The 15779-nt window shown below is 67.2% G+C and carries 15 protein-coding genes; 2 read left to right on the top strand and 13 right to left on the bottom strand.

Annotated features, from left to right (window positions below; translation table 11 throughout):
- Positions 1-108: 108 nt before the first annotated feature.
- Both flgK and flgL read left to right on the top strand, forming a co-directional pair.
- Complete coding sequence (gene flgK / locus AB3X99_RS25740; protein ID WP_368618527.1) at positions 109-2136, top strand: flagellar hook-associated protein FlgK; 2028 nt, start codon at positions 109-111, stop codon at positions 2134-2136.
- A gap of 11 nt (positions 2137-2147) precedes the next feature.
- On the top strand, positions 2148-3392 hold the full coding sequence (gene flgL, locus AB3X99_RS25735) for a flagellar hook-associated protein FlgL (protein ID WP_342949214.1): 1245 nt from the start codon (positions 2148-2150) through the stop codon (positions 3390-3392).
- Between the two features lie 84 nt (positions 3393-3476).
- Here flgL and fliR read toward each other — a convergent pair whose 3' ends face one another.
- The 13 genes from fliR to fliF form a co-directional block, all read right to left on the bottom strand.
- On the bottom strand, positions 3477-4268 hold the full coding sequence (gene fliR, locus AB3X99_RS25730; RefSeq protein WP_069264337.1) for a flagellar biosynthetic protein FliR: 792 nt from the start codon (positions 4266-4268) through the stop codon (positions 3477-3479).
- A gap of 52 nt (positions 4269-4320) precedes the next feature.
- A complete protein-coding gene (gene fliQ, locus AB3X99_RS25725) occupies positions 4321-4590 on the bottom strand; it encodes a flagellar biosynthesis protein FliQ (protein ID WP_069264333.1) in 270 nt (89 codons plus the stop codon).
- Positions 4591-4600: 10 nt separating this feature from the next.
- Entirely contained in the window at positions 4601-5344 is a 744-nt protein-coding gene (fliP, locus tag AB3X99_RS25720; RefSeq protein ID WP_246089067.1) for a flagellar type III secretion system pore protein FliP, read from the bottom strand.
- A 102-nt stretch (positions 5345-5446) separates the two neighbouring features.
- Positions 5447-5947: a flagellar biosynthetic protein FliO gene (gene fliO / locus AB3X99_RS25715; RefSeq protein WP_368618584.1), complete on the bottom strand. Its 501-nt coding sequence runs from the start codon at positions 5945-5947 to the stop codon at positions 5447-5449.
- 125 nt (positions 5948-6072) lie between these two features.
- Positions 6073-6531 (bottom strand): flagellar motor switch protein FliN, encoded by a 459-nt coding sequence (gene fliN, locus AB3X99_RS25710; RefSeq protein WP_069264329.1) that lies wholly within the window; start codon positions 6529-6531, stop codon positions 6073-6075.
- Complete coding sequence (gene fliM / locus AB3X99_RS25705; protein WP_069264713.1) at positions 6524-7522, bottom strand: flagellar motor switch protein FliM; 999 nt, start codon at positions 7520-7522, stop codon at positions 6524-6526. Before fliM ends, fliN begins: the two co-directional genes overlap by 8 nt.
- Positions 7523-7568: 46 nt before the next feature.
- The gene (gene fliL / locus AB3X99_RS25700) at positions 7569-8072 is read right to left on the bottom strand and encodes a flagellar basal body-associated protein FliL (protein WP_069264327.1); all 504 of its coding nucleotides are present in this window, start codon (positions 8070-8072) and stop codon (positions 7569-7571) included.
- A gap of 232 nt (positions 8073-8304) precedes the next feature.
- Positions 8305-9858, bottom strand: a complete 1554-nt coding sequence (locus AB3X99_RS25695) for a flagellar hook-length control protein FliK (RefSeq protein WP_368618526.1) — start codon at positions 9856-9858, stop codon at positions 8305-8307.
- A gap of 21 nt (positions 9859-9879) precedes the next feature.
- Positions 9880-10332 (bottom strand): flagellar export protein FliJ, encoded by a 453-nt coding sequence (fliJ, locus tag AB3X99_RS25690; RefSeq protein ID WP_069264319.1) that lies wholly within the window; start codon positions 10330-10332, stop codon positions 9880-9882.
- Entirely contained in the window at positions 10329-12032 is a 1704-nt protein-coding gene (gene fliI, locus AB3X99_RS25685; protein WP_069264317.1) for a flagellar protein export ATPase FliI, read from the bottom strand. The genes fliJ and fliI overlap by 4 nt, the downstream gene beginning before the upstream one ends.
- Positions 12026-12703: a flagellar assembly protein FliH gene (gene fliH / locus AB3X99_RS25680; RefSeq protein ID WP_069264316.1), complete on the bottom strand. Its 678-nt coding sequence runs from the start codon at positions 12701-12703 to the stop codon at positions 12026-12028. The genes fliI and fliH overlap by 7 nt, the downstream gene beginning before the upstream one ends.
- A complete protein-coding gene (gene fliG / locus AB3X99_RS25675; RefSeq protein WP_069264314.1) occupies positions 12696-13691 on the bottom strand; it encodes a flagellar motor switch protein FliG in 996 nt (331 codons plus the stop codon). The genes fliH and fliG overlap by 8 nt, the downstream gene beginning before the upstream one ends.
- Positions 13681-15489: a flagellar basal-body MS-ring/collar protein FliF gene (fliF, locus tag AB3X99_RS25670; protein ID WP_069264310.1), complete on the bottom strand. Its 1809-nt coding sequence runs from the start codon at positions 15487-15489 to the stop codon at positions 13681-13683. Before fliF ends, fliG begins: the two co-directional genes overlap by 11 nt.
- Positions 15490-15779 lie beyond the last annotated feature (290 nt).

Raw genomic sequence — 15779 nt, 5'->3', positions numbered from 1 at the left:
TAACGTTTTCGTCCCCATCGGGCGCTCAATTTTTGCAGTGCGTTGCCGTTATACCGTGAGTACACCACGCGGTTTGCCAGGGGGGCAGGCCGCTTTCGAGGATTACGCATGTCCAACATTTTCTCGATCGGTCTGAGCGGCCTGCAGGCGGCGCAGATTGGTATCTCGACCACCGGCGAGAACATCAGCAACTCGACGACCGCGGGCTACACCGTCGAGAAGCCGGTGTACCAGGAATCGGCAGGCCAGTACACGTCGAACGGCTATCTCGGCAGCGGCGTCACTACCGCCACCGTGCAGCGCGCCTATAGCCAGTACCTCACGACGGCCGTCAACAATGCGCAGACGGCCAGCAGTTCGTACACGGCTTCGTACAACCTCGCCACGCAGCTCTCGAATCTCGTGGGCAGCCCGACCTCGGGCATCGCCACCGCGATCACGAACTTCTTCACGGGCCTGCAGAACGTCTCGAATTCGCCTTCGGATACCGCAGCGCGGCAAACCGTGCTCTCCGACGCGCAGACGCTCGCCACCCAGATCAACGCCGCGAGCCAGCAGTACGACGCGATGCGCCAGAGCGTGAACACGCAGCTCACGAGCGCTGTCTCGCAAATCAACACCTACACGCAGCAGATCGCGAACCTCAACGCGCAGATCACGTCCGCGAGCTCGAGCGGCCAACAGCCGAACCAGCTGCTCGATCAACGCGATCAAGCGGTCGCGAACCTCTCGCAGCTCGTGGGCGTCCAGGTCGTGCAGGGCAGCACCGGCTACAGCGTGTTCCTCGGCAACGGCCAGCCGCTCGTGGTCAGCAGCCAGAGCTACAACCTCGGCACGCAGCCTTCGAGCACCAACCCGCAGGAACTGGCCGTGACCTGGCAGGGCCTGAACGGCGCGAGCGCCGCATCGCAAGGCGCGCCGCAGGTGCTGTCGTCGGCCGCACTGCAGGGCGGCACCGTGGGCGGCCTCGTTTCGTTCGTCTCGTCCACGCTCGATCCGGCGGAGTCGCAACTGGGCGCGATCGTGACGAGTTTCGCCGCGCAGGTGAACTCGCAGAACGCACTCGGCCTCACGCTCTCGGGCGGTGCGGGCGGCAATCTGTTCACGGTGGGCAACCCACTCGTCACGGCCAGCTCGACGAATCCCGACACGCAGACCACGGTCAGCGCGACGCTGACGAACAGCACGCAGCCGCTCACCGACAACTACAAGCTGAGCTACGACGGCACGAACTGGAACCTCACCGACACGACGACGAACTCGCTGGTCGCGACCCAGCCGAACGGCACCGCGCCGATCAAGATCGGCGGCTTTTCGATTACGCCTTCGGGCACGGTGAGCGCGGGCGACTCGTTCATGATCCAGCCGACGGCCGGCGCACTCGCGAGCTTCTCGGTCGCGACCAGCGACCCCGCGGCGATCGCGGCGGCCACGCCGGTCGTCGTGTCGGCGTCCACGACGAACGCAGGCACGGCTACCGTGACGCAAGGCGCGGTGGGTACGGGCTATTCGACGACGAACCTGCCGGTCACGCTGACGTACAACTCGACGTCCGGCACACTGACCGGTCTGCCCAACGGCACGACGGTCACCATCACGACGCCGGGGTCGACGACCACCAGTACCGTGACGATCAACAGCGCCGCGACGCCGCCGGTGACCGGCGTGCCCTACAACCCGACCACGGGCGCGACCTTCACCATCACGAACCTCACGGATCCGGCCGGCGCGAACGCCACCGCGACCAACGTGAGCTTCACGATGACGGGCACGCCCTCGAACAACGACACGTTCACGGTGGCGGGCAACAAGAGCGGCACGCAGGACGGCCGCAACGCGCTCGCGATCGCGAACCTCACGTCGAGCACGGCGTACACGGGATCGACCACGCTCACCACGGCGTATGCGAACTACGTGAACTCGATCGGCGACACGGCAAGCCAGCTCAAGGCGTCGAACACGTCGCAGCAGTCGCTCGTGACGCAGCTCACCTCGCAGCAGCAGTCGGTGCAGGGCGTGAACCTTGACGAGGAAGCGGCGAACCTGCTGCAGTATCAACAGCTCTATCAGGCCAACAGCAAGGTGATCCAGACGGCGGCATCGCTGTTCCAGACCCTGCTCGGCATTTTCCAGTGAGGCGCTGACCCATGCGTATCGCGACTTCCCAGATTTTTTCCTCCAGTCTGTCGACGATGGAGAACCAGCAGTCTCAGCTCCTTCAGGTCCAGCAGCAGATCTCGACCGGCGTGGCGATTTCGAACCCGGGCGACAATCCGCTCGGCGCCGCGCAGGCCGTGACGCTTTCCGCCACGAGCGCGACGCTCACGCAGTACACGTCGAACCAGACCACGGCGCTCACTGCGCTGCAGCTCGAGGACACGACGCTCTCGAGCGTGACGAGCACGATGCAGAGCATTCACTCGCTCATCATCGAAGCGCAGAACGGCTCGCTCACGGACCAGGCGCGCCAGGCGATCGCCCAGCAGATGCAAGGCGACCGCAACCAGCTGCTCACGCTCGCCAATACCACGGACGGCGCGGGCAACTACATCTTCTCGGGCTTCCAGAGCACCTCGCAGGTGTTTTCGAACAAGTCGGGCGGCGGCGTGACTTACAACGGCGACGCGGGCCAGCGCGTGATGCAGGTGGCCGGCACGCGCAACATCGCGGTCGGCGACACGGGCACGACGGTGTTCCAGAGCGTGCAGGCCGTGGGTTCGGCCAACGTGGCCTCGGGCAGTTCGTCGAACAAGGGCACGGGCGTGATCAGCGGCGTGACGGTGACGGACCCGACCCAGGCGACCAACAACGACCACTACTCGATCGCGTTCGCCACCGACGCGACCACGGGCGCGCTCACCTACACGGTGACCGACAACAGCGTCAGCCCGGCGACGACCACGACGCCGGCCAATTACACCGAAGGCAATCCAATCTCGCTCGGCTCGGGCATGAGCGTGACGATGTCGGGTACGCCCAGTGCGGGCGACTCGTTCTCGGTCACGCCGGCGACGGCGTCGCAGAACACGGACGTGTTCGCGAGCATCGACAGCATCATCGCTGCGCTGAACACGCCCACGAGCGGCTCCACCGCCGCGGTCGCGAACCTCAACAACGCGCTGAACACGGGCCTCACGCAGATCGGCAACTCGCTGTCGAACGTGATCACGGTGCAGGCTTCCGTGGGCGGCCGCGAGCAGGAAGTGAAGGCGCTGCAAACGGTCACGTCGACCAACTCGCTGCAGGTCACGTCGAACCTCTCCGACCTCATGAGCACCGACACGGTGGCCGCGATCAGCCAGTTCGAGCAGCTGTCGAACGCGCTCACGGCTTCGCAAAAGAGCTTCGCGGCAACGCAAAATCTCTCGCTGTTCCAGTACATCAATCCTTGATCGTGAGGCATTGAGCGGTCGAAAAAAAAGCGGACTCCGATCCGCTTTTTTATTGCGCTGCGCGCGCGTCGTGCGAAGCGCGTTTCAACCGTGCGGCCGCAGCGCGCCGGCCACGCGGCCCATCTGGTCGATACCGCTGTCGAACAGGCGCGCGAAGTAGGGAATCAGGTTCGGCATCATCAGCTGAATGAGCAGCAGGCCCACGAGCATCGTGAGCGCGAAGCCGATCTGGAAGATACCGATTTGCGGGGCCGCGCGGTTCAGAATGCCGAGCGACAGATTGGTGATGAGAAGCGCGACCACCACCGGCAGCGAAAGCAGCAGGCCCGAGGTGAGGATCGTCGCGCCATAGCTGGCGATCAGCTGCCAGCCCGAGGCGCCGAGCACGCTCGCCGTAACGGGCAGCGTCTGGAACGTGGCGACGAGCGCCGCGATCATCTGCAGATGGCCGTCGAACACGAGGAAGGCCAGCATCGCCATCATGTTCAGCCAGGAGGAGAGCGCGGGCGAACTGGTGTTGGCCTGCGGGTCGAAGAAGCTCGCGAAGCCCAGACCCATGCCGAGGCTCATCATGTCGCCCGCCGCGGTGACGACCGCGAACACGAGCTGCATCGTGAAGCCGAGCGCAACGCCGATCAGGAACTGGTTGACGAGGATCCACACGCCCTCGGCGGAAAACACCGTGACTTGCGGCATGGCGCCGAGCGTAGGCGCGACGATCAGCGTGATGAAGCCCGCGAGGCCGATCTTCACGCGCGTCGGCACGGAGCGGTTGCCCACCAACGGCGCGACCGCCACGAGCGCCAGAATGCGCGTGAACGGCCAGAGGAAGGCCGTGAGCCAGGCGTTGAGCTGCGCGTAGGTGACCGTAAACATCGTGTGCCGGAAGACGAGCGCCGAAAGCGCAGAGGGGCGGCCGGGGCTGCGCTTAGCCCGCGAGCTGCGGAATGCTCGTGAAGATGCGGTGCATGTAGTCGAGCATCGTCGTGAGCATCCACGGGCCGGCGATCACGAGCGTGACCGCGATGGCGACCAGCTTCGGGATGAATGCGAGCGTGGATTCGTTGATCTGCGTGGCCGCCTGGAAAAGGCTAACCACCAGGCCCACCACGAGCGCGACGAGCAGGAGCGGCGCAGCAAGCAGGAGCGCCACATACATCGCCTCGTGAGAGAGCGTCATGACCATTTCGGGCGTCATGTCTGTGTCCTCAGGTAAAGCTCTGCGCGAGCGAGCCGATCAGCAGTTGCCAGCCGTCCACCAGCACGAACAGCATCAGTTTGAACGGCAGCGAAATCGTCGCGGGCGACACCATCATCATACCCATCGACATCAGCACGCTCGCCACCACCAGGTCGATGATGAGAAACGGGATGAAGATCGTGAAGCCGATCTGGAAGCCCGTCTTCAGCTCGCTCGTGACGAACGAGGGCACGAGCAGCGTGAGCGGCACGTCCTCGGGTCCCTGCATGGGCGCCGCGTGCGAGATGCGCGCGAAGAGCGCGAGGTCGGACTCGCGGGTCTGGCGCAGCATGAAGGTCTTGAAGGGCGCGACACCCCGCGCCACGGCGTCGTCCATCGAAATCGTGCCGGCCGAGAACGGCTTGTAGCCGTCGTTGTAGGCCTTGTCGAGCACCGGCGACATCACGAACAGCGTGAGAAAGAGCGCCAGGCCCACGAGCACCTGGTTGGGCGGCGTGGTCGTCGTGCCGAGCGCCTGGCGCAGCAGCGAGAGCACGATGATGATGCGCGTGAAGCTCGTCATCATCAGCACCATCGCCGGCAGGAACGACAGCATCGTGAGCAGCAGCATCGTCTGCACGCTCAGCGAGTACGTCGTTCCGCCGTTGGGGCCGGGGCTCGTGTTGAAGGCGGGGAGGCCTTGCGGGCCGCCCGCGCTCTGCGCGTGCGCCAGGTGCGGCAGCGCGAGGGCGAAGGCGCCCGCGCCGAGCATCAGCGCGAACGGAAGCGCCGTTCTGGCGATCTTCGCGAGGGTAGCCGCGCGCGCGCGGACATCGCCGCCTGCGCCCGGCGCATGAAGGGAACTGCCGTGCATTTACTGCGCTCCGCCGTCGTGACGCATGAAACGCGCGTTGATGCGTTTGTTCGCCTCGCTTTTCAGCGCGTCACGAAAGCGCTGTGCGAAGGTGCCCGAGAGGGCAGGGGCGTTGGGAGCGGCCGCTGCGACGCCTGCGGGAAGCTCACCCGCGGGCAGCGTGTGGAGCAGGCGCACGTTGCCGGGCGCGGCGCCCAGCACGAGCCAGGTATCGCCGATCTCGACGACGGCCACGCGCTCCTTGCCGCCGAGCGATGCGCCGCCCACGGTCTTCACGAGCGCGTTCTTCGGGCCGCCCTGGAGGCCGAGACGCCGCGCGAGCCAGGCGCAGCCGAATACCACGGCAATCACGAGCGCCAGACCCAGCACCGTCTGCACCACCGCGCCGAACCCGAGCGCGGGGACCGCGCTGCCGGCGATCACGGCGGAGGCGCCCGAAGCAGCCGATGCCGCGCGCGTGGCTTCGTTGAGCGCCTGAAGGTCGGCGGCTCGCGCGCTCATGACCGCGAAGACGGCCGCGCCGGCGAGCGAAAGGTGTACAGCGAGGCGCCACGAGAATCGCAGCACGCGCGCGCCGCGGGACTTCTGCGTGCGTCGCGCGTTGGCGCCGGGAACAGCCTGGGGTTTCATCGGTTCAGCTTCCGGATCCGCTCGGACGGCGTGATGATGTCGGTGAGACGAATGCCGAACTTGTCGTTCACGACCACCACTTCGCCCTGGGCGATGAGGCAGCCGTTCACGAGCACGTCCATCGGCTCGCCGGCCATGCCGTCGAGTTCCACGACCGAGCCCTGCGCGAGTTGCAGCAGGTTGCGGATGGCGATCTTGGTGCGGCCCAGCTCCACGGTCATCTGGACGGGAATGTCCAGAATCATGTCGATGTCGTTGGCCGTCCTGGTCGAATCGACCTTCGAAAGCGGCTGGAACACGGCCGCCGGTTGCGCGGCGGGCGCTTCGTTGCTGTTCTGCTCGGCAAGCGCGCTCGCCCAGTCGTCCATCGAGTCGCTGCCCGCTTCCGGCGCCGCAGCCTCGAAACCCGGGTCGAGCACCGGCTCGTCTGCGCTCGTGCCGTTGATGTCACTCATATCCACCTTCCTTCATCGTGTCGGCTGCGCTGATCATCTTCTGGACCCGCAACGCGTATTGACCATTGAAAATTCCGTAGCCGCACTCCATCACGGGCACGCCGTCCACCTTGGCGGTGATGTGCTCTGCGATGTTCATGGGCAGCACGTCGCCCTTCTTCATGTTCAGGATCTGCTCGAACGTCACGGGCACCTGCGCGAGGTCGGCCGTGAGCTCGACTTCGGCGGCCTGCACCTGCTTCGAGAGCACGCGCACCCAGCGGCGATCCACGTCGAGCACTTCGCCTTGCAGCGGCGAGGCGAGCACGTCGCGGATCGGCTCGATCATCGAGTACGGCATGCAGATGTGCAGCGTGCCGCCCGTCGGCCCGAATTCGATCGAGAACTGCGTGACGATCACGATCTCGTTGGGCGTGGCAACGTTTGCGAACTGCGTATGCATTTCAGAACGCACGTATTCGAACTGGAGCGGCCGCACGCTTTTCCACGCGGTCGTGTAGTGGTCGAACACGAGATTGAGCAGCTTGCCGATGATGCGCTGTTCGGTCTGCGTGAAGTCGCGGCCTTCCACTCGCGTGTGAAAACGGCCGTCGCCGCCGAACAGGTTGTCCACGACGAAGAACACGAGGTTCGGGTCGAACACGAACAGCGACGTGCCGCGCAGCGGCTTCACGTGCACGAGGTTCAGGTTCGTCGGGATCGGCAGGTTGCGGGTGAACTCGCTGTACTTCTGCACGCGCACCGGACCGACCGAGATTTCGGCGGTGCGGCGCATGAAATTGAAGATGCCGACGCGCAACAGGCGCGCAAAGCGCTCGTTGATGATTTCGAGGCCGGGCATCCGGCCGCGAACGATACGTTCCTGCGTCGCGATGTTGTAGGGCCGTACGCCCTGCTTCTCCGAGCCGCTCGAATCGGAATCGACTTCGCCGGTGACGCCTTTGAGGAGGGCATCGACCTCCTCCTGGGACATGAACTCGTCGTGACCCATCGTCATGATGACTGGCCCTCCATCGCGGGAATCATGTCAGTCACGCTCACTGGACGACGAATTCGGTGAACAGCACGTCGTCGACGTGCATCGGCTTCTCGTTCGCGCCGGCAGGCTGCGAGATCAGCACGGCGAGTTCCGTGGCGAGCGCACGCTTGCCGTCGAGCGGTGCGAGGTCGGACGGATGCTTGTTCGAGAGCGCGAGCAACAGGCGGCTGCGGATCTCGGGCATGCGCGCGACGAGCGCGTCCTGGGTGGCCTGGTTGTCGAGCTTGAGCGTGAGGCCGATGCGCAGGTAGTGCGACTCGCCGTCGTCGGCCTGCAGATTGACGGTCATCGGCTCGAGCGCGTAGTACACGGGCATTGCCGGCGGCGCGGCGGTCGGCGTGACCGGCGCGCTCGCCGTGTGGCGCGACATGAAGAACCACGTCGCGCCGCCCGCCGCGGCGGCGGCGAGGATCGCAATGAGCGCGATGACGATAATGCGCTTCATCGGTCCGGGTTTCGCGCCCTGGGGCGCGGCTTGCTGGGATGCGGTGGTGGTCGCCATGTCGAAAGTCAGCCTGGATGCTTGCAAGGGTCCGGGGCACCGACCTGGTGGTCAGTCCGGGCATGCTGCATTGTTCCGGCTTTTGCCTTTCAGCGATGGGAGGAATAGACGGGGGAATTCCGGCTATCTCGTGGTTTTGTTGCGCGCCGCGGCAAGCCGGGCGCGCAAGGACGAGAGGTCAGGGCGCGCAGCCGCTGGGCGCGGCTGCGTAAGGCAGGGTGTCAGAAAGGTGTCAGGCGAAGGTGTCGATCAGGCCGACGGAGCGCTGCGTGACGCTCGCGGCGCTGCTCGTCTCGTCCACGGCATCCGTTGCGGCGAGCGTGCTGCCCGAGCCGGAGCCGGAACGGCCGGAGCGGCCCGAACCGCTGCCGTCCTGCTGCGCCTGCTGGTTCATCTGGCGCGAGAAGCCGTCGCTCACGCTCGCGCTGCCAAGGCCGATGCCGTTTTGCTCCATGGCCTCGCGCAGCTTCGGCAGGGCCGCCTCGACGGCCTCGCGCACCTGCTGGTGCTGCGAGACGAAGAGGGCGTGCGCGTGGGTGTCCGAGACCTGCAGCACGACCTGGAGCGGACCGAGATCCTTCGGATTGAGCGTGAGTTCCGCCGACTGCTGGTGTGCGTTCGAGAGGAACACGACCTTCTGGCTGAGCGCGTCTTCCCAGTCGTTCGTGCCGACCTGCGGCGCGATCGACGCGGAGGCGGCCGCCGCCGCCGGATTCGCGCTTGCGCTGGCCGCCTGGGCGGCCTGAGCCTGCGCGGCCGTCGCGGCGGCGACCGCTGCGGCCTGGGTCGCGGCGAGCGCGTCGGTCGTCGCGGTGCTCGCCGTGGCGTCGGTCTGCGTGGCGGCGCCTGCCTGCTGCTGTGCCGCTGCCGTGAGCGCGTCGGTGGCGGCCTTCGCGGCGTCGGTCGCGGCCGTCGTGGCGCCCTTGGCCGCGTCGGCGCTCGCGCCGCTGCTTGCGGCCGTGCTGAACGCCTTGCTCTGGGCGGTCGCGCTCAAATGCGAGGCGAAGCTGCTGACGATGTTCGAACCCGAGCCCGTGCTGGCCGTGGTTGCGCCATTCGCAGCCGATCCGGCCGTGCTCACCGCATGCGTGGCGAGCGTAGCCGCGCCGCCGCGCAGTTGCGCGAGCGCGGCTTGCAGGGCGTCGTGCACAGACGTCGAGGCGCTGCTCGCGGCGCTGCCCGTGGCCGTGCCGTCGCCTGCCGCGCCGGCAACTGCTGTGGCTGCCGTGGCGGCCGCTGCTGCCGCCGCGGAGGCGACGCCGGCGAGCGTGCTGTCGCTGCTCGCCTGGCTGCCGTCGGCGTTCGCGTCGGTGCTCGTGCTGTCCTGGGTCTGCTGGCCCTGCTGCGCTTGCTGCGCCTGCTGGGCTTGAGCCGCGGCGGCCTGCGCGCCTGCGTCAGTGGCCTGCTTTTGCTGGGTGCGCGCGGCGGCGGCGCGGCGATCGGCGCTCGAGGTGCCCTGCGAGGCCTGGCTCGAGCTCGAGCTGGGCGTCTGCGAAGCACTGCTGTTGCTGCTGCTGCTTTGCGAGGCGCTGCTGCTCGACGTGTTCGAATTGGACTGCGCCGACGCATTCGACTGCGCGCTTTGCGCCGCCTGGGCGTTCTGGTTCGCCTGCGCGCTTTGCGCGTTCATCTGCTGCTGCAGCGTCTGCGCAAAACCCTGGCTGGCGGCATCGGCCTGGCTAATGGAGTTCGCTGCCGTGTTCGACACGGCGTTCGAGGTGGAATTGCCCGTCACGGCGTCCGTGGCGGCGCCGAACAGCGAAGAAAGGGAAGAGAGGAGCGACATACTGGCGGCCTCGAAAACGTGTTACGGATGTTGCGACGTGCGCATACGCAGCACGCGGGCGGCGTGCTCGTCGGCGTCGCGCTGTTCGCGGCGGGCGTCCTTGCGGGCCTGCACATCGTCATGGCGGGTTTGCAGCACCTCGTACGAGCCGAGCTTCTGCTTGCTGCGCTGCCACTCGGGCTTGGCGGCCTCCACGCGCGCGGTGGCCTGCTCGAGCAGGCGCCGCTGCTGTTCGATCGCCGCGTCGAGCGTGTCGATGAACGCCTGGAAGTTGCGCACGTTGCCTGCAGCCATGCCGCTGCGCGCCGATTCGGTGAAACGCGTGTGGTACTCGTCACGGTAGGTGATGAGCGCCTGGAGCTGCTTTTCGACCTCGACGCGCTCGCGCTGCACGCGCCCGAGCTTCTGCGTGGCGGCGTCGACGTCGTCTTGCGCGAGGCCGATCAAGGTTTGCAGCGCGGTTTGTTTCGTCATGTCCTGGCTCCAATCAGCTGGCCGAGCATCTCGACGCTCTGATCATAGTTCGCGGTTTCGCGAAAACCCTGCTGAAGAAAGGCCTCGATGCGCGGATACAGCGCGATCGCGCGGTCGAGCACGGCGTCGCGCCCGCTTACGTACGCACCCACGTTGATGAGGTCGCGGTTGCGCTGATAGCGCGAAAGCATCTGTTTGAGCGCGCGCGTCTGGTTCAGATGCTGGTCGTCGATCAGCGCGGTCATCGCGCGGCTGATCGAGGCCTCGATGTCGATGGCGGGATAATGCCCCGCTTCGGCGAGCGCGCGCGAGAGCACGATATGGCCGTCGAGAATCGCGCGCGCCGAGTCGGCGATCGGGTCCTGCTGATCGTCGCCTTCGGTGAGCACGGTGTAGAACGCCGTGATCGAGCCGCCGCCCTCGGGGCCGTTGCCGGTGCGCTCGACGAGCGCCGGCAGCTTGGCGAACACCGAAGGCGGATAGCCCTTGGTCGCGGGCGGCTCGCCGATGGCGAGCGCGATCTCGCGCTGGGCCATCGCGTAACGCGTGAGCGAGTCCATGAGCAGCAGCACGTGCTTGCCCTGGTCGCGAAAATATTCGGCCAGCGACGTCGTGTACGCGGCGGCCTGCAAGCGCAGGAGCGGCGAAACGTCGGCCGGCGCGGCCACGACGACCGAGCGCGCGAGCCCATCCTCGCCCAGGATCTGCTCGATGAATTCCTTCACTTCGCGGCCCCGCTCGCCGATCAGGCCGATCACGATGACTTCCGCGCTGGTTGCGCGCGCCATCGTGCCGAGCAGCACCGATTTACCGACGCCCGAGCCCGCGAAGAGGCCCATGCGCTGGCCGCGCCCGACCGTGAGCAGCGAGTTGATCGCGCGCACGCCCACGTCGAGCACCTTGTGGATCGGCTCGCGGTTCAGCGGATTGATGACGGGCGAGGTGAGCGGCGCATCGGCCTCGGTGTTCAAGGGGCCCAGGCCGTCGAGCGGGCGGCCCGAGGCATCGACCACGCGGCCGAGCATGCCCCAGCCCACCGGCAGGCGTTTCGCACCGGCCTTCGGGTCGGCGATCGGCGCGGTTTCCAGCGGCCAGACGCGCGCGCCGGGCAACAGGCCCGCGACTTCGGTCGTCGGCATCAGAAAGAGCTTGTCGCCGCCGAAGCCGACCACTTCCGCTTCGGCCATCGGCAGCGAGCTGCCCGGCGGCAGCTCGATCATCACCTCGGCGCCCACGGAGAGGCGCAACCCCACGGCTTCGAGCACGAGGCCCGCCGCGCGCGTGAGGCGCCCGCAGCCGCGCAGCGGCAGGGCGAGCGCGTTGCGCTCGCGCACGCCGCGAAGTTGCGCGTTCCACGAGGTCAGGAACGGGTTGGCCGGGTCGTAGTTCGCCGGCGGTACGTAGGGTGCGCTCGGGGTTTCGGCCGCCACGACCGGCGCGCCGTGATCCGTCATGCCTGGCGGCGCATCGGCGGCGTCCGCGGCGAGCGCGGCGTCGATCGCATCGATGGCGCCTTGCTCGCGTGCCTCGCGTTTGGCCGGAATGCCCGGAATGTCGAGGTCGCCCACGAGCAACGCGCCAAGCTGTGCCGGGTCGCTCGCGAGCGGGCCGAACGAGGCGAGCGCGAGTTCCTGCTCGAGCGGCGTGAGACCGCCCGTGTGGATGGTCTGATGGCTCGGCGGTTGCGGGTGGTTCACCATGGCCGTGCCTTGCCGAGCGCGGCCGTGACGCGCTCCCAGCGCGTGCGGATGCTGGCGTCGGTTTCGCCCGTCGCGGCCTGCGCGCGGCAGCCGCCGCGCTCGATGGTCGGGTCGGTGCGCACGCTCCAGCCGCGCGTCTGAAGGTCGTCCAGCAGATAAGCCTCGACGATCGGCAGATCGGCGGGGCTCACCACGAGCTGCGGGGAACCGGCGAGCTGCGGCTCGGCCACGAGCACTTCGCGCGCGACCGCGACGAGCGCCGTCGGGTCGTGCTGGACGTGCTGGCGCACGACCTGCTGCGCGATGTCGAGCGCGAGTTCCACGAGCGTCTCGGCCACGCCGGCCTGCGCCGTTTCGAGCGCGTCGCTAAAGCGGCTGGCGAGCGCCGCGAGCTGTGCAGCTTGTGCGCGCGCTTCGGCCTGGCCCTGCTCGAAGCCCTGCTGGCGGCCCTGTTCGTGCCCGGCCTGATAGCCGAGCGCCTGGCCCGCCACGTGCCCGGAGCGCAGCCCTTCCTGGTGGGCCGCGTCGCGCAGCGCATGGAGCTGGGCCTCGAACGCCGCGGTTTCGTCGGGCGTGGGCGGCGGCGGCGGGGGAGGCGGCGGGTCGAACGAGGCCATCTCCCAGCGCTGGTACGCCGAGCGATGGCTGTTCGCGGAGCTCGTGTCAGACATAAGCGTCTTCTGCCTTGCCGCCTAGAACGATCTGGCCGCTCTCGGCGAGGTTGCGCACGATCTGCAGGATGCGGCGCTGCTGTGCCTCGACTTCCGACACGCGCACCGGACCGCGCGCGTCGAGGTCTTCGGCGAGCAGTTCGGCCGCACGCTGCGACATGTTCGAGAGGAACTTGGTGCGCAGCGCGGGCGGCGCACCCTTGAGCGAAATGATGAGCGACTCCGACTCGACTTCCTTGAGCAGCAGCTGGATCGCGCGGTCCTCGAGGTCGAGCAGGTTCTCGAACACGAACATCTGATCGATGATCTTCTGTGCGAGTTCCGCGTCGTACTGGCGGACGTTCTCGATCACCCCTTCTTCGTGCTGGCTCGTCATGAAGTTGAGGATTTCGGCCGCCGTGCGGATGCCGCCCATCGGGCTGCGCTTGAGGTTGTCGCTGCCCGAGAGGAGGTTCGTGAGCACGTCGTCGAGTTCGCGCAGCGCCTGCGGCTGGATGCCGTCGAGCGTCGCGATACGCAGCAGCACGTCGTTGCGCAGGCGCTCGGTGAAGCACGAAGCGATTTCCGATGCCTGGTCGCGGTCGAGGTGCACGAGGATCGTCGCGATGATCTGCGGGTGCTCGTTCTTGATGAGTTCGGCCACCGACCCCGAGTCCATCCACTTGAGGCCTTCGATGCCGCTCGTGTCGCCGCCTTGCAGAATGCGGTCGATGATCGCGCCGGCCTTGTCCTCGCCCAGCGCCTTGTTGAGCACGTTGCGGATGTAGTCGTTCGAGTCGAGCGAGAAGGCGGTGTGCTGCTCGGCTTCCTTGACGAATTCCTGCAGCACGACTTCGATCTCTTCGCGCTTGACGTTCCTGAGCGCCGCCATGGCGGCGCCGATTTTCTGCACTTCGCGCGGACCGAGGAACTTGAAGACCTCGGAGGCCTCTTGCTCGCCGATCGACATGAGCAGCAGCGCGCTCTTGGTTGCGCCTTCAGCGTTCATCGTTCACCCAGCTTTTCACGACGGTTGCGACGATCTTCGGATCCTGGCGCGCGATGTTGCGCGCGTATTCCAGGTTGCGTTCGAACTTGTTCTTCTCGTTTTCGAAGGCGAGCAGGGCGGCTTCGCTTTCCGCGCTGTCTTCGCCTTCCGCGCCGGTGCCGCCGATGCGCACCGCTTCGGGGAGACCGTCGAGCATCAGCGGCTCGCCGTCGCCCATGCCGGGCAGCGCGGGCGCAACCGGCTCGGGCGGCGGGAACGCGCGGCGCAGCGCCGGCTTCACCATCACGAAATAGAGGAAGAGAGCCACCGCGCCAATGCCGAGCCACGTCGCAATCTGCTTGGCAAGGGCGAGGATGTCCGGTTGACGCCACCACGGCAGGTTCGCGTTCGGGTCCACTTCGGTCTGGAACGCGGCGTTCACCACGTTCACCGAGTCGCCGCGCTTGGCGTCGTAGCCCATGGCGTCCTTCACGAGCTGCTCGACCTGCGCGAGCTTCTGCGCGTCGAGCGGCTGCATGGTGGCGTGGCCCTTGGCGTCCATCTTCGGCTGATAGTTCACGATCACGGCGACCGACAGGCGCTTCACGTCGCCCGGCGCTTGTTGATAGTGGCGCACGGTCTTGTCGAGCTCGTAGTTCGTGGTGGTGTCGCGATGATCGGAGACCGGCACCGGAGCCGACGCGCCGTTGGCACCCGCCGGCGCGCTGATGGGCGCCGAAGCCGGCTGCGGCGGCTGGTTCGTGAGCGCGCCGGGCACGCCGCCCGCGCCGCTTTGCTGCATTTCCGTCGAAATGTTCTGCTGCTGGCTGCGGATGGCGGCGGCCTGCGGATTGGCGTTCGGACCGTAGGCCTCGGAGGTCTGCTCGAGCTTCGAGAAGTCGAGGTCGGCGCTCACCTGCGAGCGTGCGTTGCCGGCGCCGAACAGGGGCGCGAGGATCGCATCGATGCGCGCCTGCGTGTCGTGCTCGACCTGGCGCACGTACTTGAGCTGCGAGGCATCGAGGCCTACGCCCGTGGCGCTCTGCGTGAGCAGGTTGCCGTCCTGGTCGACCACCGTCACGTTGCGCACCGGCAGGTCCGGCACGGCCGAAGCCACCATGTGCGTGATCGCGGCGACCTGGCCGTCGTCGAGGATGCGGCCCGGATACAGGTTCACGAGCACCGAGGCGGAGGGCGCTTCGCGCTCGCGCACGAACACCGAGGGCTTCGGAATGGCCAGATGCACGCGCGCCGACTTCACGCTCGCGATCGACTGAATCGTTTGTTCGAGCTCGCCTTCGAGCGCGCGCTGGTAGTTCACCTGCTCGGCGAACTGGCTGATGCCGAACTTCTGGTTGTCCATCAGCTCGAAGCCGACCGAACCGTTCTTCGGCAGGCCCTGGGAGGCGAGGCGCAGGCGCATTTCGTTGACCTGCTCGGCGGGCACCAGAATGGCGCCGCCGGCGTCCGAGAATTTGTAGGGAACGTTTGCGGCCTGGAGCGCAGTAATGATGGCGCCGCCGTCGCGGTCCGACAGGTTGCTGTACAGCACCTTGTAGTCGGGCGCGCGCGACCACAGCACGAGACCCGCGACCACGGCCACGAGCACCGCCACGGCAAATATGAGCGGCGCGCGCGGGTTGCCGCGCACGTTGCGCAACGACGAGAGCGAGCCGAGGCGTTGCGCGAAACCGCCGCCGAGGTCATCCGCGCCGCCCAGGCCTGCGCCCGCGCCAGCGCCGGGCGCGGCGCCCGCGCCAGAGGTGGCGAGGCCCATGCGGGCGTCGGGGTTGATCAAAGAATTGGCAGTCGAATCCATGCGACGGGTATCTCCGGAGGCTTCCAGGTCTCGCCTTGCATGGCGGAGACTTTCACGAGACGCATTATCCGGGGCCACTGGCAAGCCGATTGCGCGAATAGAGCCGGGTTTTCCCCCTAGTTTCGGGGCTGCCGAAACGGACCCGCTGCTATGCTCTCCTCCAGATTCGGCCTCTGTCGGTGCGCCGTCTCGGCCGGGCCCGCAGGATCGCTGTGCAATCGCTGAAGATTGCGGCGCAATCGCTGAAACTCCGGCATTGGGGCTCGTCCCCGGAATACCCTGCCGTCCCC

Origin of the sequence: Paraburkholderia sp. BR10882, from assembly GCF_040948855.1 — a bacterium.
Lineage (GTDB): Bacteria > Pseudomonadota > Gammaproteobacteria > Burkholderiales > Burkholderiaceae > Paraburkholderia > Paraburkholderia nodosa_A.
This window is presented reverse-complemented; position numbering and strand designations above follow the sequence as displayed.